23 protein-coding genes are annotated in these 22737 nt (G+C 59.2%); 12 read left to right on the top strand and 11 right to left on the bottom strand.

The features are described from left to right. The first annotated feature begins 14 nt into the window (after positions 1 to 14). Positions 15 to 707 (top strand): uracil-DNA glycosylase, encoded by a 693-nt coding sequence (gene ung, locus MEB48_RS10480; protein ID WP_237884194.1) that lies wholly within the window; start codon positions 15 to 17, stop codon positions 705 to 707. Between the two features lie 257 nt (positions 708 to 964). On the opposite strand, the gene MEB48_RS10475 is transcribed toward ung, so the two are convergent. The 5 genes from MEB48_RS10475 to MEB48_RS10455 are packed head-to-tail and all read right to left on the bottom strand — an operon-like array spanning position 965 to position 6344. After that, positions 965 to 2005: an AbrB family transcriptional regulator gene (locus MEB48_RS10475; RefSeq protein ID WP_237884193.1), complete on the bottom strand. Its 1041-nt coding sequence runs from the start codon at positions 2003 to 2005 to the stop codon at positions 965 to 967. Then, complete coding sequence (locus tag MEB48_RS10470) at positions 1998 to 3512, bottom strand: tripartite tricarboxylate transporter permease (RefSeq protein ID WP_237884192.1); 1515 nt, start codon at positions 3510 to 3512, stop codon at positions 1998 to 2000. The genes MEB48_RS10475 and MEB48_RS10470 overlap by 8 nt, the downstream gene beginning before the upstream one ends. A gap of 1 nt (position 3513) precedes the next feature. Continuing rightward, positions 3514 to 3972: a tripartite tricarboxylate transporter TctB family protein gene (locus MEB48_RS10465; RefSeq protein ID WP_237884191.1), complete on the bottom strand. Its 459-nt coding sequence runs from the start codon at positions 3970 to 3972 to the stop codon at positions 3514 to 3516. 58 nt (positions 3973 to 4030) lie between these two features. Beyond that, complete coding sequence (locus MEB48_RS10460; RefSeq protein WP_237884190.1) at positions 4031 to 5008, bottom strand: Bug family tripartite tricarboxylate transporter substrate binding protein; 978 nt, start codon at positions 5006 to 5008, stop codon at positions 4031 to 4033. Positions 5009 to 5051: 43 nt separating this feature from the next. After that, positions 5052 to 6344, bottom strand: a complete 1293-nt coding sequence (locus MEB48_RS10455; protein ID WP_237884189.1) for an OprD family porin — start codon at positions 6342 to 6344, stop codon at positions 5052 to 5054. A 235-nt stretch (positions 6345 to 6579) separates the two neighbouring features. On the opposite strand from MEB48_RS10455, the gene MEB48_RS10450 reads away from it, so the two are divergent. Together MEB48_RS10450 and MEB48_RS10445 are read left to right on the top strand one after the other, a co-directional pair. Next, positions 6580 to 7251: a response regulator gene (locus tag MEB48_RS10450; protein ID WP_007898613.1), complete on the top strand. Its 672-nt coding sequence runs from the start codon at positions 6580 to 6582 to the stop codon at positions 7249 to 7251. Continuing rightward, positions 7244 to 8629, top strand: a complete 1386-nt coding sequence (locus tag MEB48_RS10445; protein WP_237884188.1) for a sensor histidine kinase — start codon at positions 7244 to 7246, stop codon at positions 8627 to 8629. The genes MEB48_RS10450 and MEB48_RS10445 overlap by 8 nt, the downstream gene beginning before the upstream one ends. Before the next feature lie 126 nt (positions 8630 to 8755). On the opposite strand, the gene MEB48_RS10440 is transcribed toward MEB48_RS10445, so the two are convergent. Together MEB48_RS10440 and ygfZ are read right to left on the bottom strand one after the other, a co-directional pair. Continuing rightward, positions 8756 to 9577, bottom strand: a complete 822-nt coding sequence (locus MEB48_RS10440; RefSeq protein ID WP_237884187.1) for an HDOD domain-containing protein — start codon at positions 9575 to 9577, stop codon at positions 8756 to 8758. A gap of 35 nt (positions 9578 to 9612) precedes the next feature. After that, a complete protein-coding gene (gene ygfZ / locus MEB48_RS10435) occupies positions 9613 to 10554 on the bottom strand; it encodes a CAF17-like 4Fe-4S cluster assembly/insertion protein YgfZ (protein WP_237884186.1) in 942 nt (313 codons plus the stop codon). A gap of 149 nt (positions 10555 to 10703) precedes the next feature. On the opposite strand from ygfZ, the gene MEB48_RS10430 reads away from it, so the two are divergent. Next, positions 10704 to 10958, top strand: a complete 255-nt coding sequence (locus MEB48_RS10430; protein WP_030132661.1) for an FAD assembly factor SdhE — start codon at positions 10704 to 10706, stop codon at positions 10956 to 10958. Further along, the gene (locus tag MEB48_RS10425) at positions 10942 to 11394 is read left to right on the top strand and encodes a protein YgfX (protein WP_237884185.1); all 453 of its coding nucleotides are present in this window, start codon (positions 10942 to 10944) and stop codon (positions 11392 to 11394) included. Before MEB48_RS10430 ends, MEB48_RS10425 begins: the two co-directional genes overlap by 17 nt. On the opposite strand, the gene nadB is transcribed toward MEB48_RS10425, so the two are convergent. Then, on the bottom strand, positions 11363 to 12979 hold the full coding sequence (gene nadB, locus MEB48_RS10420; RefSeq protein WP_237884184.1) for an L-aspartate oxidase: 1617 nt from the start codon (positions 12977 to 12979) through the stop codon (positions 11363 to 11365). The two genes, MEB48_RS10425 and nadB, sit on opposite strands and share 32 nt — an antisense overlap. 560 nt (positions 12980 to 13539) lie before the next feature. Between nadB and rpoE the strand changes: the two genes are divergently transcribed. From rpoE to MEB48_RS10400, 4 genes are all read left to right on the top strand, one after another. Beyond that, positions 13540 to 14121, top strand: a complete 582-nt coding sequence (gene rpoE, locus MEB48_RS10415) for an RNA polymerase sigma factor RpoE (RefSeq protein WP_003172477.1) — start codon at positions 13540 to 13542, stop codon at positions 14119 to 14121. 31 nt (positions 14122 to 14152) lie between these two features. Next, a complete protein-coding gene (locus MEB48_RS10410) occupies positions 14153 to 14740 on the top strand; it encodes a sigma-E factor negative regulatory protein (protein ID WP_237884183.1) in 588 nt (195 codons plus the stop codon). An 8-nt stretch (positions 14741 to 14748) separates the two neighbouring features. Continuing rightward, positions 14749 to 15711 carry a MucB/RseB C-terminal domain-containing protein gene (locus MEB48_RS10405; RefSeq protein ID WP_237884182.1) on the top strand — a complete coding sequence of 321 codons (963 nt, stop codon included), beginning with the start codon at positions 14749 to 14751 and terminating at the stop codon, positions 15709 to 15711. 242 nt (positions 15712 to 15953) lie between these two features. Then, complete coding sequence (locus MEB48_RS10400; RefSeq protein WP_237884181.1) at positions 15954 to 17384, top strand: DegQ family serine endoprotease; 1431 nt, start codon at positions 15954 to 15956, stop codon at positions 17382 to 17384. A gap of 76 nt (positions 17385 to 17460) precedes the next feature. Here the strand turns inward: MEB48_RS10400 and MEB48_RS10395 are convergent, their stop codons facing one another. Continuing rightward, complete coding sequence (locus tag MEB48_RS10395; RefSeq protein WP_095051507.1) at positions 17461 to 18894, bottom strand: M48 family metalloprotease; 1434 nt, start codon at positions 18892 to 18894, stop codon at positions 17461 to 17463. Between the two features lie 97 nt (positions 18895 to 18991). Here MEB48_RS10395 and MEB48_RS10390 point away from each other — a divergent pair, with 97 nt between their 5' ends. Then, positions 18992 to 19231 carry a sulfurtransferase TusA family protein gene (locus MEB48_RS10390; protein WP_237884180.1) on the top strand — a complete coding sequence of 80 codons (240 nt, stop codon included), beginning with the start codon at positions 18992 to 18994 and terminating at the stop codon, positions 19229 to 19231. 31 nt (positions 19232 to 19262) lie between these two features. Beyond that, positions 19263 to 20333 (top strand): AI-2E family transporter, encoded by a 1071-nt coding sequence (locus tag MEB48_RS10385; protein ID WP_237884179.1) that lies wholly within the window; start codon positions 19263 to 19265, stop codon positions 20331 to 20333. A gap of 141 nt (positions 20334 to 20474) precedes the next feature. Here the strand turns inward: MEB48_RS10385 and MEB48_RS10380 are convergent, their stop codons facing one another. Continuing rightward, positions 20475 to 20948, bottom strand: a complete 474-nt coding sequence (locus tag MEB48_RS10380) for a peroxiredoxin (protein WP_237884178.1) — start codon at positions 20946 to 20948, stop codon at positions 20475 to 20477. Positions 20949 to 20958: 10 nt separating this feature from the next. Further along, the gene (locus tag MEB48_RS10375; RefSeq protein WP_030132651.1) at positions 20959 to 21519 is read right to left on the bottom strand and encodes a glycine cleavage system protein R; all 561 of its coding nucleotides are present in this window, start codon (positions 21517 to 21519) and stop codon (positions 20959 to 20961) included. A 324-nt stretch (positions 21520 to 21843) separates the two neighbouring features. On the opposite strand from MEB48_RS10375, the gene dapA reads away from it, so the two are divergent. Continuing rightward, positions 21844 to 22722 (top strand): 4-hydroxy-tetrahydrodipicolinate synthase, encoded by an 879-nt coding sequence (gene dapA, locus MEB48_RS10370; RefSeq protein ID WP_007898664.1) that lies wholly within the window; start codon positions 21844 to 21846, stop codon positions 22720 to 22722. The last annotated feature ends 15 nt before the right edge of the window (positions 22723 to 22737 follow it).

The raw sequence follows: 22737 nt of genomic DNA, 5'->3' as shown, positions 1-22737 counted from the left end.
TGCCGGATGTAACCATGACTGCTGACGACCGTATCAAACTCGAACCGAGCTGGAAGGAGGCACTGCGTGCCGAATTCGACCAGCCTTACATGGCAGAGTTGCGCACATTCCTGCAACAGGAGCGCGCGGCGGGCAAGGAGATCTATCCACCTGGACCGATGATTTTCAACGCGCTCAATTCCACGCCGCTGGACAAGGTCAAAGTGGTCATCCTCGGTCAAGACCCTTACCACGGCCCGGGTCAGGCCCATGGGTTGTGCTTCTCGGTACAACCGGGCGTGCCGGCACCGCCGTCGCTGGTGAACATCTATAAAGAATTAAAGCGCGACCTGAACATCGACATACCCAACCATGGTTATTTGCAGAGTTGGGCAGAGCAGGGCGTGTTGATGCTCAACACCACCATGACCGTGGAACGTGCGAATGCCAACGCGCATGCGGGCAAGGGCTGGCAATATTTTACCGACCGGGTTATCGAAGTGGTCAGCGAACATCAGCCACATCTGGTGTTCCTGCTATGGGGCGCGCATGCCCAGAGCAAGCAGAAACTCATCGATGCCACCAAGCACCTGGTGCTGACCTCGGTCCACCCGTCGCCGCTGTCGGCCTATCGCGGCTTCCTCGGATGCGGGCACTTCAGCCGGGCGAACAAATTTCTGGAGCAGAATGGCGAGACGCCGATCGAATGGCGATTGCCGTCGGTTTGAAGATTGCCTTCGCGGGCAAGCCTTAATGCCAGTCAGTTAAGCGAATGAACCGCTCTTCGTAGGAGCCAGGCTTGCCGGCGAAAGCGCACTTAAGGACGCCTTCGCCGGCAAGCCTGGCTCCTACAGGTCCGATTTGCGCTTAACTGACTGGCATTAGGGCAAGCCTCGCTCCTACAGATTTGTGTCGAACGCAAATCCGCGACCAACCGCAATCCCGTAGGAGCGAGGCTTGCCCGCGAAGCAGGCGACTCGGTCTTTCAGGGAGAATCCGGCCCCCGGTTCCAATACCGAAACAACGGCTCCGCCAGAAACAACACAAACAACAACCGCATCACCTGCATCGCCGTCACCAGCGGTACCGACAATTGCAGGGTCTCCGCCGTCAGGCTCATCTCGGCGATCCCGCCGGGCATCATGCCCAAGGTCAGCGAACGCAGATCCAGCTGGGTCAGCGCACTTAGTCCTAACGCCGCCAGCATGGCGATCAACATGGTCAACACCGTACCGAGCAGGGTTCGGCCCATGAACGATGGGGCCCGGCGAAAGAATTGCCGATTGAAGTGACACCCCAACCCGCTGCCGATCAGCCACTGGCCAATCTGACTGCCGCCGTTGGGCAGCCCGATGTGCAGGTCCCAGGCAATGCTCACCGTCGCAGTCACCAGCAATGGCCCAAACAGCCAGGGATTGGGTTGTCGCAGTCGCTCCCAGATCCAGGCGGCCAGGGCGCCCGACGGGAACAGAATGGCCAGCCACCACCAACTGACAGTCGAGGGATGCAAAACCAGCGCACCGTCGCCCAATAGATACTTGAACGCCGCCGGAACACACAGCACCACCACCAGCACCCGCAAACTCTGCCCCGCCGCGACACGGCTGAGCACCGCGCCGTTGCGGGCGCCGAGGTTGACCATCTCCCCGGAGCCGCCAGGCATGCTGGAAAAGAATGCGGTGGCGCGATCTTCCCCGGTGCGCCGCATCAACCAGACTCCCACCACGGCGGAAAGACTGGTAACCAACGCACCGAAGAAGATCAGACCGAAGTGGCTCAGCACCTGCTCCATCACCACCGGGGTGAAGTGCAGGCCGATGCCGATGCCGACGATCCACTGGCCGCACTTGCGCCCACCAGGGATTTCCGCCAATTGCCAGGGCGTCAGGCAGCGCACCAGGATGATCGCCAGCAACGAGCCGACCATCCACGGCAGTGGCCAGCCGATCTGGCTGGCGAGGTAACCGCCCAGCAGACCGACCAGCGGTGTTCCCCACCAGCTTTTGAAGGGCGGGCGATCAGACATCGGCGAGCGCGCGCCGGGCGACTGAACGTTTGCGCCAGATGCGCAGCAGCGGCATCAGCAACATGATTGCAGTCAGTACCCAGCAACCGAACGTGATCGGGCTCGACCAGAGGATTTCCAGCGCACCGTTGGAAATCGACAGCGCGCGACGCAGGTTTTGCTCCATCAAACCACCAAGGATGAAACCCAGCAGTACCGGCGACAACGGGAAGTCCAGCTTGCGCAGGATGTAGCCGAAAATACCGATGCCGATCATCAGGAACAGGTCGAACGTGGTGGCATGCACCGCGTAGACGCCGATCCCGGTGATGATCGCGATCACCGGCACCAGCGCCCAGTTTGGCACGGCGAGGATGCGGGTAAAGATGCGGATCATCGGAATGTTGAGGATCACCAGCATCACGTTGGCGACGAACAACGACGCGATCAGGCCCCAGACGATGTCCGGTTGCTGCTGGAATAACAGCGGGCCAGGGGTGATGTTGTACAACGACAGCGCGCCGATCATCACCGCCGTGGTACCTGAGCCCGGAACGCCGAGAGTCAGCATCGGCACCAGTGCACCGCAGGCGGCGCCACCGATGGCGGTTTCCGGAGCCGCGAGGCCACGCATGTCGCCTTGACCGAACGTGCCTTTGGCGCCGGCGATGCGTTTCTCGGTCATGTAGGCCACAGCACTGGCCAGCGTTGCGCCGGCACCCGGCAACACGCCCATGATGAAGCCCAGAAAACCGCAACGGATGTTTACCAGGAACACCGCCGAGGCTTCCTTGAAGTTGAACATCATGCGCCCGGTGGCTTTCACCGCTTCCTGGCCGCGATGGGTTTTTTCCAGCAGCAGGAGGATTTCGCTGATGGAGAACAGGCCCAATACCAACACGACGAACTGAATACCGTCTGTCAGATGAATGTTATCCCCAGTGAAACGGTACACGCCGCTATTGGCATCGATCCCGACGGTGGACAGAAACAGACCGATCAGCGCCGCGATAAACGTCTTCAATGGACGATCACCGGCCATGCCGCCGAGACAGACAATCGCAAATACCATCAGTACGAAATACTCCGCCGGCCCGAAAGCAATCGCCCATTTCGCCAGCAGCGGGGCGAACAGCACCATGCCGCAAGTCGCAATGAATGCACCGATGAACGAGCTCCACGCCGACAGCGACAGCGCCACACCGGCCAGGCCTTTGCGGGCCATCGGGTAACCGTCGAGGGTGGTCATGACGGTGGAAGCTTCGCCCGGAATGTTCAGCAGGATCGAGCTGATCCGGCCGCCGTATTCGCAACCCAGGTACACCGCCGCCAGCAGGATCAGCGCCGACTCCGGTGGCAGGCCGAGGGCGAATGCGATCGGAATCAGCAACGCCACGCCGTTGATCGGACCCAGCCCCGGCAATAGCCCGACGACGGTACCGATCAGGGTGCCGCACAGCGCGGTCACCAGGTTGTACGGGCTCAGCGCGACGCCGAAGCCCTGACCCAAATAGCCAAGAGTATCCATGTCAGTTCTCCAGAACGTCGAGTACGCCCAGCGGCAGTGGCACGTCCATCAACTTGTCGAACAGCAGATAAAGACCGATGGCCATCAGGCTGATGATCACCGCACTGGGTAGCCAGCGACCGCCATACAGGCGTGCCATCGGGACGCCGATCAGAATGCTGGCGACGATGAAACCAAGGGGCTCGAAGGTCCCGGCGAACACCAGCAACAGCAGCACGCAAATGCCGATTTTGGTCAGGGTTTCGCGGTCCAGTTTCGGGTCATCGTCGCTGTGTACTATCGGCGCTGGTCGAAACGCCATGTACAGCAACGCCAGGCCCATCAGGCCGAGCATCAACAGAGGAAAGGCCCGAGGCCCGACCGGTTCGTAGGAAAAAGCCGCTTGATACGGCCACGCCATCAGCGCCAGGCCGACACAGGCCAGCAACAGCACCGAAGCGAAAATGCGTTGTATTAGCATGAGGAACTCCTGGGCCACGACCCCGAGAACCGGGGTCGTAGCCGCTAGACAGAGGCGATCACTGGATCAGGCCGAACTCTTTGGCCAGCACTTTGTAGTCCGCGACCTGCTTCTTCACGTAGGTGTCCAGTTCCGGGCCGGTCATGGCGAACGGGAACAGTTCACGCTGATCGCGCAACTTGGCGAAATCCTCGGAGGCCAGCAGTTTGTCGAAGGCGTCTTTCCACCAGGCGTAATCTTCGTCGCTGACTTTTGGCCCGAGGTAGAAACCGCGAACCACGGGCCAGACGATGTCGTAGCCTTGCTCTTTAGCGGTCGGAATGTCTTTCATTTCCGGCTCGTCCAGGCGCTTCTCGGAGAACACCGCCAGCAGGCGCATGTCGCCGCTCTGGATGTGTGGCATGGAGTCGGAGATGTCGGTGCTGCCGACCTGAATGTGGCCACCGAGCAGGGCGGTAGCAATTTCACCACCGCCTTCGAGAGCGACATAGCGCAGGTCGCGCGGGTTGATCCCGGCCGCCTTGGCGATCAGTGCGGTCTGCATCCAGTCCTGGCTGCCGACAGTGCCGCCGGAACCGATCACCACGGAGCTCGGATCTTTCTTCAGGGCTTTGACCAGATCGTCCAGGGTCTTGTAAGGCGAATCGCTTTTCACCGCGATGGCGCCATAGCTGGTGCCAACTGCGGCGAGCCAGCGCACCGCGCTTTCATCGAAACGACCGAACTTGCCTTGGGCCAGGTTCAGCAGCGAACCACTGGACCACGCCACCAGCGTGCCAGCATCGGCCGGGCGCTGAGCGACCACCGCGTTGTACGCTACCGCGCCGACACCGCCGGGCATGTAGGTCACGCGCATCGGTTTGGTCAGCAGTTTTTCGTTCACCAGCGCGCTTTGCGCCAGTTTGCAGGTGAGGTCGAAACCGCCGCCTGGCGACGCCGGAGCGATACATTCCGGGCGCTTCGGTTCGGCCATCAATTGGCCGGCAAACAGCACACAGCTGGCGGCTAAAGCAACTTTACGCAGTGATAAGTTCATTTGAGTCTCCACGGGCATTCATTATTGTTATTGAACGTGATGTTTACCAAAGGGCAACGCTATAGCTCACCAGTAGACGCACTTCATCGGCATCGCGAGCGGAGTAGTTGGAACGGTAGGTGGCATTACGCAAGCGTACGGCGACGTCTTTCAGGGCGCCGCTTTGTACGACGTATTTGATCTCGGTGTTGCGTTCCCATTCTTTGCCTTCGTCACCGTTCTTGAGCTTGATGTTGTCACCGCTGACGTAACGGCTCATGAAGCTCAGGCCGGGAATGCCGAGTTTGGCGAAATCATAGTCGTAGCGCGCCTGCCAGGAATGTTCTTCGGCACCGGCAAAGTCATTGATCTGTACGAAGTTGACCAGGTACGGGTCGCTGCCGTCGACATAAGGGAAAGCACTGTCACCGGACATGTGTTGATAGCCGGCGCTGAATTTATGCCCGCTCAAGGCATAGCTCACCAGACCGTTGAGGGATTTGTTGTCGATCGGGCCGCCACGGGCTGCGCCCTCGTCATCACTGATGGCCAGGCGCAAGTCAGTGCCGAAGGTGCCGGGGCCGAACTTTTCCGATGCCACCAGGCCGAGGAAGTGCTGGTTATAGACTTCATCGAGTTGGGCGAAGTGGTAACTGCCGGTGATCTTGTCGGTGAACTTGTAGTCCAGGCCGCCAAAGTCAAAATGCTTGCCGGCCACGGTGCCGGCGAAGCGGCTGTTTTTGTTGTTGAGGGCGATGTCCTCGAAGTCGGTGCTGTCGCGGTCCTTGGCTTTCTCCAGACGCCCGCCGGTGAAGGTCAGGTTCTTGATCTCTTTGGAGGTCAACAGGCCGCCTTCAAAGGTCTGCGGCAGAATGCGCCCGTCGTTGGCCTTGAGGATCGGCAGTTCCGGAATCAGGCTGCCGATTTTCAGTTCCGTGGCCCGGATTTTCACTTTGCCGGTCAGGCCGAGCTTGGAATATTCATCCGCCGCGCGACCGTCGTCATGGGTCGGCAACAGGCCAGTGCCAGTACGATCCGGACTTGAATCGAGTTTTACCCCGAGCATGCCCAACGCATCGACACCGAACCCCACGGTGCCGTCGGTATAACCCGATTGCAGGTTGAGCATGAACCCCTGGGCCCATTCGTCCCGCTTGGATTGCTGGGCGCTGGTGCCGTCGCGAAAGTCGCGGTTGAAATACATGTTGCGGGTTTCGAAGGTTGCCGTACTGTCTTCGAAGAAGGCAGCCTGGCTCAACGGCGAAAAGCCGGCGAGGGCGGCGGCACTGGCAAGGGCGGTGTGGCTGAGACGGGAAAGGCGAGCAGGCGGGCATGCCTTGGGCTGCATGGATAGCATCGTGTTGTACTCCGGTATTGTTCTTATTTTGCGAAAACGCATCGGGGCGTTTTTCGGGAAGCAGGCCATCCAGGGCCACGGCAGTCGAAACTGTCCGTGGCTGGACTCTAACCGGCCAACCTTTCGCTAACCTTTCAGCTGACTTTCACGGTTTTCGGGCTTCACAGCGACGGATGCGGCTGTAAACTCCGCGCCAAAGAATGGCGTCGACCATCCCTGAATGAGGTAAAGATCCATGCGTGTTCTGCTCGTCGAAGACCACCTGCAGCTTGCCGAAAGTGTCGCCCAGGCGCTCAAGAGCACCGGGCTGACCGTGGATGTGCTGCACGATGGTGTGGCGGCAGACCTGGCCTTGAGCAGCGAGGAATACGCCGTGGCGATCCTTGATGTCGGCCTGCCGCGTATGGATGGTTTCGAAGTGCTGGCGCGCCTGCGGGCGCGGGGCAAGAACCTGCCGGTGCTGATGCTGACCGCCCGCAGTGACGTCAAGGATCGGGTCCATGGCCTGAACCTGGGGGCTGACGATTACCTGGCCAAACCCTTCGAACTGACAGAGCTCGAAGCTCGGGTCAAAGCCTTGCTGCGTCGCAGTGTGCTCGGCGGTGAACGTCAGCAGCGCTGTGGCGTGCTGGCCTATGACCTGGACACCCGGCGCTTTACCCTCGGCGAAGAACTGCTGACCCTGACCTCCCGCGAGCAGGCGGTGCTCGAAGCCCTGATCGCCCGTCCCGGTCGGGTGATGAGCAAGGAGCAACTGGCCGCCCAGGTCTTCGGTCTTGACGAAGAGGCCAGTCCCGATGCCATCGAAATCTACGTCCACCGCTTGCGCAAGAAACTCGACGGCCAACCGGTAGCCATCGTGACCTTCCGCGGCCTTGGTTACCTGCTGGAAAGCCGCGATGCATAAGCTCAGCAGCCTGCGTTGGCGGTTGCTGTGGAACCTTGCGTTGTTGTTGGTGGTGTTGATGCTCGCCAGTGGTTTGAGCGCGTACTGGAACGGTCGCGAAGCTGCCGACACCGCGTATGACCGGACCTTGCTGGCCTCGGCGCGGACCATCGCCGCGGGCCTGTCCCAGCGCGATGGCAGCCTCAGTGCCAACGTGCCTTACGTGGCCCTCGATACGTTCGCCTACGACAGCGCCGGGCGGATTTTTTACCTGGTCAACGACATCAATCAAAAGCTGATTTCGGGCTACGAAAATCTGCCGGCGCCGCCGCCGGGAACGCCGCGCACCGATGACTATCCGGCGCTGGCGCGTTTCTACAACGCGACTTATCAAGGGCAGAATGTGCGAGTGGTCAGCCTGCTCAAAGCGGTCAGCGAGCCGAACATGAACGGCATGGCGGAGATCCGCGTGGCGGAAACCGATGAGGCCCGGGTCCGCATGGCTCGCAGCCTGATGGCCGACACGTTGTTGCGGCTGGGCATGTTGGCGATCGGTGCGCTGCTGTTGGTGTGGTTTGCGGTCAGTGCGGCGCTGCGTCCGCTGGAGCGCTTGCGCACGGCGGTGGAAGAGCGTCAGCCCGATGACTTGCGGCCCCTGCCGTTGGTAGAAGTGCAGCACGAGTTGGGGCCTCTGGTGCGTGCGCTCAATCACTTTACCGAGCGTTTACGCGGGCAGTTCGAGCGTCAGGCGCAATTCATTGCCGATGCCGCCCATGAATTGCGCACCCCGTTAGCGGCGCTCAAGGCACGACTCGAGCTGGGCTTGCGGTCGAGCGAACCCGAAACCTGGCGTGATACTTTGGAAACCGCCGCCCAGGGTACGGATCGCCTGACCCATCTGGCCAATCAATTGCTCTCGCTGGCACGAGTCGAGAATGGCGCCCGGGCAATTGCCGAGGGTGGTGCACACTTGCTTGATCTCAGTCAGTTGGCCCGTGATCTGGGCATGGCCATGGCGCCGCTGGCCCATGCTCGTGGCGTTGCGCTGGCGCTGGAAGCCGACGAGCCGGTATGGCTGCGTGGCGAGCCGACGCTGTTGAACGAACTGTTGAGCAATCTGGTGGACAACGCGCTGGCTCACACGCCGCCGGGCGGCAATGTGATCCTGCGGGTCACGGCACCGGCGGTGCTGGAAGTCGAGGACGATGGCCCGGGAATTCCTCTTGAAGAGCGGGATCGGGTGTTCGAGCGTTTTTATCGGCGTAACGAACAGGTGGCTGGATCGGGGTTGGGATTGGCGATCGTCGGCGAAATCTGCCGTGCTCACCTGGCGCAGATCAGTTTGCACGATGGCGAGCAGGCGGGGTTGAAGGTGCGGGTGAGTTTTATCGCGGGATAGTTTTTTGGTGTCTGGGCTGACCCCTTCGCGAGCAAGCCCGCTCCCACATTCGATCGCATTTCTCCATGAAGAACTCGGTCAAGTGTGGGAGCGGGCTTGCTCGCGAAGGGGGCGCTGCGGTCTCGACTAATAAAACATCGAGCGCGACTCTTCCAGATCCTTGCACATCGCCTCGTTCTCCAGATCGAATCCCAGCTTTTTGAAAGCCGGCACGCTGAATGGATCGATACGGGCCAGTGGATGATCGATATCCTTGTGGCAATACAGACTGGCCACTTGCACCAGATCGACATAATCGATCCGCTCCGATTGCCGCTTGAAATCCAGATACAGCCCGGGCAATTGCACCAGCATTTCCGGAAACTCCCAGACCCTGAGCAATTTATCGCCGAGCAGCGGATGAATGCGGTCGATCACATGGTTGAGACTGACCGGGTCAGACAGCAATTCATAATGATCTTCGGCGTAGGTCAGGATCGGCAGCACGCCGATCTGGTGCACGAGCCCGCCGAGCGCCGCCTGATCAGGCTTGAGCTGCGTATAACGGCGGCACAACGCGTAACTGACGCCGGCGATTTCCAGACTTTTGCGCCAGACCTCGCGCATTTTTTGTTCCACCACTTCGGAGCGGGCGTTGAAGATCTGCTCCATCACCAGGCCAATGGCCAGGTTGCTGCTGTAATTGACGCCCAGCCGGGTGATGGCCGTGTGCAGATCAGTCACTTCCTGAGTCGCGCGCAACAACGGGCTATTGACCACTTTGATCAGACGCGCCGACAGCGCGGTATCGCGGCCAATCACCTTGCTCAGGGTGCTGACACTGATTTCCGGGTCTTCGGCAGCCTTGCGAATCTGCAAGGCCACTTCCGGTAATGTTGGCAGAACCAGGTCATCATTATCGATGGCCTCAACCAAATCCTGTTGGACCTTATCCGCCAGCTCACTCATTTCTTTTCTCTAGGGTATTGCGACAAGTGCTGCTGTTAACGCTGGATTTCGCGATCACGATCCAGTTGGTAAGGAAGGTCAAGCAGATACAGGCCAGGACCTTCGAGTGCGCCAAGGTGCAGGTTGCCATCTTCTGCCGCTTCGGCTTGCAGCACGGCAAGGAGCTCAATGTTTTGCTCGGCGCGGGCAGCCAGCACCACTTCACCGATCGAGCTGCCATGGGTCGGGGAGAACAGTTGGGTACCGGGCTCCGGTAATTCGCTGGCCTCCAGTTGCAGGCGGTACAGACGGCGCTTGAGTTTGCCAAGGTATTGCATGCGTGCGACGATTTCCTGGCCGGTGTAGCAACCTTTCTTGAAGCTCACGCCGCCGACAGCTTGCAGATTGAGCATCTGCGGGATGAACAGCTCGCGGGTGCTCGGCATGACCTGACCAATCCCGGCGCGGATCTGGCCCAGCAGCCATTGATTCAGTTCACCTTCGGCCAACAGAGCGGACAGCTTGCCCTTGATGGGGGCGGCTTGATCGGCGCGAACCCAGAGTTCAGTGCGGTCAGGCGAGACGCGAAGGGCGATCAGGCCGTCATTGCGCACCACGCTGTCGGTTTCTGCCGGCAGCTCCAGGCCTAGGCTGGCCAGTGCCGCATCGCCACGCTCAAGGCCAAAACGAATCCAACTGGCACTTTCATCGGTCAGTTTCGATTTGGAAAATACCGCGTACTTTTTCAGGTCCGCCAGTTGTGGCTCCAGCAGTTCGCTGGCCATCGCCATGAGTACACCGTCGCCTTCCAGCAGTATGCGGAAACTCGATTGCATCCGGCCTTTCTGCGTGCAGCGCGCGCCGAGGCTGGCCTGGGTGTCGCTCAGATAATTGAGGTTGCAAGTCAATTGGCCTTGCAGGAATTTGCTGGCATCCGCGCCGCGTACCGCGAGAACGCCTTCGTGAGACAGGGTGCAGAAAAAAGCAGAATCGGCCATGGGTCATCGCAGGGTAAAGAGTCCGAAGGACATCATAAGGGGGCGCCCTTGAAATGGGTAGTTCACAAAGGTTCGACGGGGGCGACCAAAGCCGACTGTGCGACCCGTCGCGGGGCTGTATACTTGCCGCCAAATTTGAGGAGGGCTCCATGGTCGAACAAGTTGAACTGAATCGCCTCTATTGGCACAGCCGCCGCGGCATGCTTGAACTTGACGTGTTGCTGGTGCCGTTTGTGAAAGAGGTTTATCCGCACCTCAACCAGGTGGATCGTGATCTGTACGTCCGTCTGCTGACGTGTGAGGATCAGGACATGTTCGGCTGGTTCATGGAGCGCAACGAATCCGAAGATCCGGAGCTTCAGCGCATGGTTCGCATGATCCTGGATCGTGTCCAGCCCAAGTAACGTGTTCGAATGCCGCTGGCATGCCTCACGGCAGTTGCTGGCGGCCTATCTTCTGGCCCAACTGTTCGCGCTGGGTTCGTTGTTTCTTCTTTCCATACCGGTTTGGGCCAGTTTGCTCGGCGCTTTTTGCTGTCTGGTTCATGGCGTTTGGGCATTGCCGCGACAGATTTTGCTGACACACCCGCAGGCCTTTCGCGGCTTGCGTCGCAATGCCGATGGCTGGCAGTTGTGGAATCAGGCGGCGGGTTGGCAGGCCGTGCAATTGCGCCCGGACAGTCTGGCGTTGCCATTGATTGTGGTGCTGCGTTTTCGTCTGCGCGATGAACGACGGGTCAGGTCGATCTGTGTGCCGCGGGATTCGCAGGCGGCGGATGTGCACCGACGCCTGCGGGTTCGGCTCAAGTTCAGCCGGCGTAGGTGGGCGGCACCAGAATAGTGTCCAGGGCGACCGGCAACATGTTCGGGTAGTCGAGGGTGTAATGCAGGCCGCGACTTTCCTTGCGCTCCATGGCTGACTGGATCATCAACTCAGCCACCTGCGCCAGGTTACGCAACTCGATCAAATCCCGGCTGACCTTGTAGTTGCTGTAGAACTCATCGATTTCGTCCAGCAACAGTTGCACTCGGTGCTGGGCTCGTTGCAAGCGCTTGTTGGTACGCACGATGCCGACATAGTCCCACATGAATCGCCGCAGTTCGTCCCAGTTGTGCGCAATAATCACGTCTTCGTCGGAGTCGGTGACCTGGCTCGCATCCCATGCGGGCAGGGCGGTTGGAATCGATACCTCTGGCAATTGCTCAAGAATGTCCGCCGCCGCCGAGCGGGCATAAACGAAACATTCCAGCAGGGAGTTGCTGGCCATGCGGTTGGCGCCGTGCAGGCCGGTGAAGCTGGTTTCACCAATCGCATACAGGCCCTGAACATCGGTGCGCCCCCGCTGATCGACCATCACGCCGCCGCAGGTGTAGTGCGCCGCCGGCACCACCGGGATCGGTTGTTTGGTGATGTCGATGGAAAATTCCAGGCAGCGTTCATAGACCGTCGGGAAGTGCGTCTTGATGAAGTCTTCGGGCTTGTGGCTGATATCGAGGTAAACACAGTCGATACCCAGGCGCTTCATCTCGTGGTCGATGGCGCGGGCGACGATATCCCGCGGTGCCAGCTCGGCCCGTGGGTCGAAGCGCTGCATGAAACGTTCGCCATTGGGTAGCTTCAGGTGGCCGCCTTCGCCGCGCAGGGCTTCGGTGATCAGAAAGCTCTTGGCCTGCGGATGATAAAGGCAAGTGGGGTGGAACTGGTTGAACTCCAGGTTCGCCACCCGACAGCCCGAACGCCAAGCCATGGCGATGCCATCACCGCAGGCGCCGTCGGGGTTGCTGGTATAGAGGTAGACCTTTGCTGCGCCGCCCGATGCAAGGATCACAAAGCGCGCGCCATAGGTGTCGACTTCGCCGGTGCCGCGGTTGAGCACATAGGCACCGAGGCAACGGTCGCCTTCAAGGCCCAGGCGCTTTTCGGTGATCAGGTCGACCGCGACCCGCTGCTCCAGCAGTTCGATATTGGGACGCTGCCTGGCTTGATCGAGCAGGGTTCTGAAGATCGCGGCGCCCGTCGCATCGGCGGCATGGATGATGCGCCGATGGCTGTGACCGCCTTCGCGGGTCAGATGAAACTCGAAACCACCGTCTTCGGTGCCTGACTGTTCATCGCGGGTAAAGGGCACGCCTTGGTCGATCAGCCATTGAATCGCCTCTCGGCTGTGCTCCACCGTAAAGCGCACAGCGTCTTCATGGCACAGGCCACCGCCGGCGTTGAGGGTGTCATCGACATGGGATTCGACCGTGTCGGTGTCATCCAGAACGGCAGCGACACCGCCCTGGGCCCAGAACGTCGAGCCATTGGCGAGGTCGCCTTTGCTCAATACGGCGATGCGCAAATGACCGGGCAAAGTCAGTGCAAGGCTCAAGCCGGCAGCACCGCTGCCAATTACCAGAACATCGTGTTGAAACTGTTGGCTCATTTCAGGATTCCGCTCAAAGCGACCCGGGACGGGGTTGGCGCAAGACAGCTGGATCGGCGAGTCAAGACAGCCACACAGCCCACTAGTATATAGAGGGGGGGCGCGGCACAATAGCCGGGCCCACATGGCATTGTGAAACTACGGTGGCGGAAAAGACCGGTCGCTTCGTCGGAAGTTTTTTTGACTGCTTTGGAGACAAGGCGACTGTATCGCGGATTTAACAGTCTTTTTCGCTTCACGGATGCACACTATCGGTTTCGGGCAGCTATAAATATGGAACTTTTGCCAAAGGCTCAAGATCAATAGACGGTTGCCTGAGACAAGGGACAGCGTCGGCTTCGGTGCGGGACTTGCGGTTGGGTCCTTAGCTGGCGAATCCGATGACAAGATTATTCGCGCAGCCGGGTTATTCCGCACTGCGCTTTTCGTGCGTGCCAAATCAGAGCCCGCAGGAAACTTGCTTGGAGGGGGGGAGAACTTTTGCGAAAAGCCCGAGTCTATGTTTGCAAGTCTGGTCGTTCAGTGATGCAAGCCTCCTCCGAGCTTATCGAGGAGTGTTCATGCTAACCCAGGAAGAGGATCAGCAGCTGGTCGAGCGCGTTCAACGCGGCGACAAGCGAGCTTTCGATCTGCTAGTGCTGAAATACCAGCACAAAATTCTCGGGTTGATCGTGCGTTTCGTGCACGACACCCATGAAGCCCAGGATGTCGCACAGGAAGCCTTTATCAAGGCATACCGTGCACTTGGTAATTTTCGCGGAGACAGCGCGTTTTATACGTGGCTTTACCGCATCGCCATTAACACGGCGAAAAACTATCTGGTTTCACGCGGCCGCCGGCCGCCGGATAGCGATGTCAGTTCCGAGGATGCAGAGTTCTACGATGGCGATCATGGCCTCAAGGATCTCGAGTCGCCAGAACGTGCATTGCTGCGGGATGAGATCGAAGGCACCGTCCATCGAACCATTCAGCAACTGCCAGAAGATTTGCGTACGGCTTTAACTTTACGTGAATTCGATGGTCTGAGTTACGAGGACATTGCCAGCGTCATGCAATGTCCGGTGGGTACCGTGCGCTCCCGGATTTTCCGCGCTCGGGAGGCCATCGATAAAGCCCTGCAGCCGTTGTTGCAGGAAAACTGAAGACAGCGGCGACAGCCAAGAGAGGAACGCCATGAGTCGTGAAGCCCTGCAGGAATCGCTGTCCGCAGTGATGGATAACGAAGCGGATGAGCTGGAGTTGCGTCGGGTATTGAATGCCTTCGACGATGTTGAAACCCGCGAAACCTGGGCTCGTTACCAGATCGCTCGGGCAGTCATGCACAAAGATCTGCTGCTTCCTCGTCTGGACATCGCTGCGGCAGTCTCTGCTGCGCTGGCTGACGAAGCCGTACCGGCAAAAGCCTCTCGCGGCCCATGGCGCAGCCTTGGTCGTCTGGCAGTCGCTGCTTCGGTGACGGTTGCCGTGCTGGCGGGTGTTCGTCTGTATAACCAGGACGAGATCGCCGGTGTCGAACTGGCTCAGCAATCCAGTCAACCGGGTCTGACCGCTCCTCAGGTCAAGGGTCCCGCTGTATTGGCAGGCTACAATGAGAGTTCGCAAGCCACTGGCCCTATGGCCAACGGCGTATTGCAAGGTCAGCCAGGCTGGCACGATCAGCGTTTGCCAGGTTACTTGCGTCAACATGCTCAACAGGCTGCACTGAAAGGTACTGAGAGCGCTCTGCCTTACGCTCGTGCAGCAAGCCTGGAAAACCGTTAAGGAGGATCATGCGCGCCATCCCTCTACTCACGCTTCTGATCAGTGGCTGGTTTGTTGTTCCAGCCCACGCCGATGAAGCCCAGGACTGGCTGAAGCGTCTGGGACAGGCCGAGCAAACGCAGAGCTTTCACGGTACTTTCGTCTACGAGCGTAATGGTAGTTTCTCTACCCATAACATCTGGCATCGCGTCCAGGATGGCAAGGTCCGCGAGCGTTTACTCCAGCTCGACGGCTCGGCACAGGAAGTCGTACGCATTGATGGGCATACTCAATGCGTGAGCGGCACTCTGATAGCCGGGCTGGGGGACTCACCCAACTCCGCCGCTCGTGCGCTCGATCCCCAAAAGCTAAAGAATTGGTATGAGCTTGCCGTCATCGGCAAGTCCCGTGTGGCCGGGCGTGCGGCTGTGATCGTATCGTTGAGGCCTCGCGATCAACATCGCTATGGTTTTGAGCTGCATCTGGACAAGGAAACCGGTTTACCGTTGAAGTCATTGTTGCTCAATGACAAAGGGCAACTGCTGGAGCGATTCCAGTTCACCCGACTGGACACCGCCGAAGTGCCTTCCGACAGCGATTTGCAGGCAGGTGCTGATTGCAAACCCATTACCCTCGACAGTGACAAGGCTTCCGCCATCAAAACTGTTCAGGTCTGGCATTCGGACTGGTTACCGCCAGGTTTCGAGCTGACCAGCAGTACCTCTCACAAGGACCCGGAAACCAAGGTTCAGGTCAGCAGTCTGATGTTCGACGATGGTCTGGCCCGATTCTCGGTGTTCCTGGAGCCGTTGAATGGCGCAACAGTCACTGACACACGTACCCAGTTGGGGCCAACCGTTGCTGTTTCTCGGCGATTGACTACCCCGCAAGGCGATATGATGGTGACCGTGGTCGGTGAAATTCCCATCGGCACTGCTGAACGGATTGCTCTCTCCATGCGCAACGATGCTGCGGCCACCAGCAAGCAATGAGCTGATCAGCCATGCTTCGGTGCCTGAAGGGTGCGAGAGGTTGGCAATGACTGTCCCTGCCGTTGATGTCTCGAAATGTTTTGCCAGCATTTTCATTTGCAAATATCCCGAAAATTTTTTATAGGTCAGAGCCCCCTCGGCTCTGGCCTTGTTTGTTGTTCCCGGAACAAAAATACCGGCGTATCGTTTCCGGTGTTCCTTGCTCCATATCGCTTAACCCTGCTCGTCGTAACGGGAGCCGTATGTCGATACCACGCTTGAAGTCTTATCTCTCCATTTTTGCCACCGTGCTGGTGCTTGGTCAGGCGGTCGCTGTACAAGCGATCGAGTTGCCTGATTTCACGCAGTTGGTCGAGCAAGCCTCGCCCGCGGTGGTTAACATCAGCACTACCCAAAAACTGCCGGACCGCCGGGTGTCCAGCGAGCAAATGCCTGACCTTGAAGGATTGCCGCCGATGCTGCGTGAGTTCTTTGAGCGGGGCATGCCGCAGCAACCACGTTCCCCTCGCGGCGATCGTCAGCGTGAGGCTCAATCCCTGGGCTCGGGTTTCATCATTTCGTCTGACGGCTATATCCTGACCAACAACCATGTGATTGCCGATGCCGACGAGATTCTCGTGCGCCTCGCCGATCGCAGTGAGTTGAAAGCCAAGCTGATCGGTACCGATCCGCGCTCTGACGTCGCTTTGCTCAAAATCGAAGGCAAAGACCTGCCAGTTCTCAAGCTTGGCAAGTCGCAGGAACTGAAAGCCGGTCAGTGGGTGGTGGCGATCGGTTCGCCGTTCGGCTTTGACCACACGGTGACCCAAGGCATCGTCAGTGCCATCGGCCGTACCCTGCCGAACGAAAACTATGTGCCGTTCATCCAGACCGACGTGGCGATCAATCCGGGCAACTCCGGAGGTCCACTGTTCAACCTGGCCGGTGAAGTAATCGGCATCAACTCGCAGATCTACACCCGCTCTGGCGGCTTCATGGGCGTATCGTTCGCGATCCCTATCGATGTGGCGATGGACGTTTCCAATCAGCTGAAAAGCGGCGGTAAAGTCAGTCGTGGCTGGTTGGGCGTAGTGATCCAGGAAGTGAATAAGGATCTGGCTGAATCGTTCGGTCTCGAGAAGCCGGCCGGTGCACTGGTGGCTCAGATCCAGGATGACGGTCCGGCTGCCAAGGGTGGCCTGCAAGTGGGCGACGTGATCCTTAGCATGAACGGTCAACCGATCGTCATGTCCGCCGATCTGCCGCACCTAGTGGGCGCGCTGAAGGCTGGCTCGAAAGCCGATCTTGAAGTGATCCGCGAAGGCAAGCGCAAGAACATCGAGCTGACCGTCGGTGCTATCCCCGAAGAAGGCAAAGAACTGGAAGCCCTGCCTAAATCCAGTGTCGAGCGCAGCAGCAATCGCCTGGGTGTTTCGGTGGCCGAGTTGACCGAGGAACAGAAGAAAGCCCTCGACCTCAAGAGTGGAGTGGTTATCAAGGAAGTTCAGGACGGTCCTGCTGCCCTGATCGGCTTGCAGCCGGGCGATGTGATCACTCACCTGAATAATCAGGCGATCGGCTCCTCCAAGGAGTTCACTGAGATTGCCAAGGCGCTGCCGAAGAACCGCTCGGTGTCGATGCGGGTCCTGCGCCAGGGTCGCGCCAGCTTCATCACCTTCAAACTGGCTGAATAAACCGGTTGTCGGCTGAATAAAAAAACCGCCTCGAAAGAGGCGGTTTTTTTTGATTGAAATTTTGTTTCTGAATCAGTCAGCCCATCATGTCCTTGACCATGCGTTCCTGCTCCATCAACTCACGTTGCCGTGCGTCGATCCGCGAGGACAGCGGGAAGTTACTGCCAGCCTTACGCTTGGCGAAGTCCAGTTGCTGGATCGCCTGGCGATAGTCGCCGACCAGTGCAAAGTACTCCGCACGAGCTTGATGCAGGCCGATGATGTTGCCCGACAGGCCGCGAGTCTCGGCCACCATGTACCAGACGTCCGGATCGTCGGGTCGGCTCTTGAGCAGGTTCTCCAGCGCTTTTTCCGCTTCGGCTGCTCGATTCTGCTTGAGCAGCAGATCGACACGCACCTGGTTCAGCGGGTAGTTGCCGGGGTATTGAGTGAGCATCCGGTCGACCCGTGTCTGAGCATCGGGCAGACGGTTATTGGTGATATCGAGATCGACCTGCGCCAGGTTGTAGATGATCTCGTTCGGCGATTTGGCCAGCAGCAGCTTGAGGTTCTCGCGAGCCTCATTCAGCTGACCTCCTTTGATCTGGGCGATCGCCAAGCCATAGCGCGCAACGTCGTTTTTCGGGTTTTCATCGAGTTGGGCCCGAAAGCGTTTGGCGCCCAGGCCCGGGGTTTCTTCATAGATCAACTGAACACGTGCCCGAATCAGCTGATAACGCATGCTGTCTTCGATACCGCCCGGTTTGGCCTGTTCGGCGCGGTTGCGGGTGTCGGCAATCCGCGATTCGGTCACCGGGTGAGTCAGCAGGAATTCCGGTGGCTTGGCGTCGAAGCGGTACTGGCGCATCAGTCGTTCGAACATGGTCGGCATCGAGCGCGGATCGTAACCGGCCTTTTCCAGATTCATGATGCCGATACGGTCGGCTTCCTGTTCGTTCTGGCGCGAGAAGCGTCGTTGTTCTTGAATTGCTGCCGCTTGAGTGCCGGCAATGGCCGCGATCCCGGCATCGCCTGCACCGGCCGCGGCAATCACGATGCCGGCCAGCAGGGCAGCCATCATCGGCACTTGCATGCGCTGCTGGGCTTCGACACCGCGGGCGAAGTGGCGCTGCGACAAGTGAGCCAGTTCGTGGGCGAGTACCGAGGCATATTCGCCCTCGGTCTGGGCATTGAGGAACAAACCACCGTTGACGCCGACGATCCCGCCCGGCGCGGCGAACGCGTTGAGCTGTGGACTGTTGATCAGGATGAACTCCAGGCGCCGGTCATTGACCTGGCTGGTTTCCACCAGGCGGTAGACGCTGGATTCGACGTAATCCTTGAGCTGCGGATCGTTGAGCTGCGACACCTGGCTGCGCAATAGCGCCAGCCACGCGCGGCCCAGTTGGTGTTCCTGTTGCGGCGAGACGATGGCAGAACTGGCGTCACCGAGTGACGGCAAGTCGTCGGCGAAGCCCGGTGAGGCGAGCAGGCAAGCGAGCGTCAGCAGGGTAGGGCGCAAAAAAGTCATGCACAAAGCCTTAGTCGACAAAGACCTTACTGTAGCCGGACACTACGCTTGGGACCAGATATTCTAAGCGGCTCAACCCCCCGCCTGGAGTGATTCGATGACTGATGCTGTAACCCACGATGCCGAACTGGACGCCAGCGGTCTGAATTGCCCGTTGCCGTTGCTCAAGGCCAAGCTGGAGCTCAATCGGATGGCCAGCGGTGCGGTACTCAAGGTGATCGCCACCGACGCAGGCTCCCAGCGCGACTTTCGCACGTTTGCCCGGTTGGCCGGTCATACGCTGCTTCGTGAAGAAGATGAGGCGGGCGTTTACCGTTATTGGTTAAAAAAAGCCTGAAATCAGCTGCGTTCGTTTCTAAGGATTATTGATGTTCAAAGTGTTACGCGACTGGATTCAGCGCTACTTCTCGGATGAAGAAGCCGTAGTGCTGGCGGTGCTGCTGTTTCTCGCATTTACCGCGGTGCTCACCCTGGGTGGCATGCTGGCGCCGGTACTGGCCGGTATGGTGCTAGCGTATCTGATGCAGGGATTGGTGGTGACCCTCGAGCGCCTGCGCATGCCGGGTGGCGCGGCGGTGGGGCTGGTTTTCGCGTTATTCATGGGGTTGCTGCTGGTCTTTATCATCATCGTGGTGCCACTGCTCTGGCACCAACTGATCACGTTGTTCAACGAATTGCCCGGCATGCTCGCCAAGTGGCAGTCGCTGCTGTTGCTGCTGCCCGAGCGCTATCCGCACTTGGTGTCGGATGAGCAAGTGCTGCAGGCGATCGAAGTGGCGCGGGGCGAGATCGGCAAGTTCGGCCAGTGGGCGCTGACGTTCTCGCTGTCCAGTCTGCCATTGCTGGTGAACATCATGATTTACCTGGTGCTGGTGCCGATCCTGGTGTTCTTTTTCCTCAAGGACCGGGAGATGATCGGCCAGTGGGTGCGCGGTTATCTGCCGCGCGAGAGGGCGCTGATCACCCGGGTCGCCCAGGAAATGAACCGGCAGATCGCCAATTACATTCGCGGCAAGGTCATCGAGATCTTCATTTGCGGTGGCGTGACTTACATCGCATTCGTGGCGCTAGGGCTCAACTATTCGGCGCTGCTGGCGTTGCTGGTGGGTATTTCGGTGGTGGTGCCTTACGTCGGGGCGGTGGTGGTGACCGTGCCAGTGCTGCTGATTGCGCTGTTCCAATGGGGCTGGAGTGATCAGTTCATCTATTTGATGGCGGTCTACGGGATCATTCAGACGCTGGACGGCAATGTGCTGGTGCCGCTGCTGTTCTCTGAAGCAGTCAATCTGCACCCGGTGGCGATCATTTGTGCGGTGCTGTTGTTTGGCGGGCTATGGGGTTTTTGGGGCGTGTTCTTTGCGATTCCCCTGGCGACGCTGTTCAAAGCCGTGCTGGATGCCTGGCCGCGCAAGGAACCGATGGTGGCGCCGCTGCTTTAACTAAGCGTGATTATTCGGTGAGGCTGATGGCCTCTTCGCGAGCAAGCCCGCTCCCACAATTGACCGAGTTGTCCAGACCGGCACGGTCTAATGTGGGAGCGGGCTTGCTCGCGAAGGCGTCCGAACAAACGCCCAAAAAACTTAGGCCTTGTTCAGCGCCTGAGCAGCAGCCAAAACCGCATCCACATGCCCCGGCACTTTCACGCCGCGCCATTCCTGACGCAGCACGCCGTTTTTGTCGATCAGGAACGTGCTGCGATCGACGCCCATATATTCCTTGCCGTAGAGCTTTTTCAGCTTGATCACGTCGAACAGCTGACACAGCGCTTCTTCTTTGTCACTGATCAGCTCGAAGGTGAACGCCTGCTTGGCCTTGAAGTTCTCATGGGATTTCAGGCTGTCGCGTGACACGCCGAAGATTTCGGTATTGGCGGCTTTAAAGGCTTCAAGCTGATCACGAAAACCCTGACCCTGGGTGGTGCAGCCCGGCGTGCTGTCCTTCGGATAGAAGTAAATCACCACTTGCTTGCCTTTGAGGCCCGCGAGGCTGACGGATTGCCCGCTGGTGGCGGGTGCTTCGAAGTCGGCAACCGGTTGGTCGATGGCTACGGCCATGAAAGCTTCCTTACATTGGGTTTTGTGGGCGCCACGGTTCAATCAGGGCGTCCAGGTTCATGGCGTCGGCGAAATCCAGGAACTGGTCGCGCAGCCAACTGATCTGGGTGCCGGCCGGCAAGGTCACGGTGAACGTGGCGTTGAGCATGGTGCCGCCGGTCTGCGGGGCCTGATAGGTATCGCAGGTCAGGTTCTCCAGTTCGACGTTGTGATCCATGAAGAACTGGCACAGCTCGTTGATGATGTCCGGGCGGTAGGCCGAGCTGACGTAGGCGACGTACGGCAGGGCTTGGGGACGGTTCTCCAAGGCTGCGCTACGGATCACATTGACAGTGAATGCATGCCGTTTAGCCAGCACTGGCAGACTGCCTTCGAGGCGCGCAAGGGCGTCCCAGCTGCCAGAGATTTCGAGAATCAGCGCACTGCATTCACCATGGCGCGTCAGGCGAGAGGTGACCACGGCGCAGCGGTTTTCATGGCTGGCACGGCACAGGACGTTAGTCAGCTCCATGGGGTTGGCGCCGAGGGCACTGATGACAAGGAATTGTTCGCGAACTGTGGGGGTGGACATGCAGCATTCCTAAAGCGATGAGCGGTCGATACTTTATGGGCTTTTTTTACCGGACGAGCCTGCGGATGCGAATTCAGAAAACCCGGCCGAAGGTTGCAACGTGCTCCAGTATGGCGAGAGCGAGGAGTGGCAACGCTGGATCGGGGCTTGTGATGCCGAAAATGGAGGCTGGAACGCGGCGTACGAGCTTATCAGTACCGATCAAAGTCTGAAGGGTAGCGAAAAGCAGCGCCAAGGGGAATGGCAGCAGCGCAGTACTTCGCTTGTACAAGCATCTTGGCGCCAGTACCATTACCGCTCTCTTTTTCCGGCAGGAGCGGTTGCATGATTGCGGGCAGTATGGTGGCACTGGTCACACCCATGGATGCACAGGGTCGTCTCGACTGGGACAGCCTGAGCAAACTGGTGGACTTCCACCTGCAAGAGGGCACCAACGCCATCGTGGCAGTCGGCACTACGGGTGAGTCGGCCACGCTTGACGTGAACGAGCACATCGAAGTGATTCGTCGCGTGGTTGCCCAGGTTGCAGGGCGTATTCCGGTGATCGCCGGTACGGGCGCCAACTCGACGCGCGAAGCGATCGAACTGACGACCAACGCGAAGAACGCCGGCGCCGACGCGTGCCTGCTGGTAACCCCTTACTACAACAAGCCGACGCAAGAAGGCCTGTACCAGCACTTCAAGGCAATCGCCGAAGCCGTCGACATCCCGCAGATCCTCTACAACGTGCCAGGCCGAACCGCGTGCGACATGCAAGCCGAGACGGTGATTCGCCTGTCGACCGTGAAGAACATCATCGGCATCAAGGAAGCCACGGGTGACCTGCAGCGCGCCAAGGACATTCTGGCCGGCGTGAGCAGCGACTTCCTGGTTTATTCCGGTGACGACGCGACCGCGGTCGAGCTGATGCTGCTCGGCGGCAAGGGCAATATTTCGGTGACCGCCAACGTCGCACCGCGCGCCATGAGCGAGTTGTGTGCCGCGGCCATGGCCGGTGATGCCGTCAAAGCCCGGGCAATCCACGAAAAGCTGATGCCGCTCAATAAAACCCTGTTTATCGAATCCAATCCTATCCCCGTGAAATGGGCACTGCATGAAATGGGCTTGATGCCGGACGGTATCCGTCTGCCGCTCACCTGGCTCAGCGCTGCCTGTCACGAACCGCTGCGGCAGGCCATGCGCCAGTCCGGCGTCCTGGTTTAATTGAGGAAGTACAAC

Origin of the sequence: Pseudomonas sp. PGPR40, from assembly GCF_022014505.1 — a bacterium.
Lineage (GTDB): Bacteria > Pseudomonadota > Gammaproteobacteria > Pseudomonadales > Pseudomonadaceae > Aquipseudomonas.
Note: the sequence above shows the minus strand (reverse complement) of the source record. Positions and strands in the feature narration are given on the sequence as shown.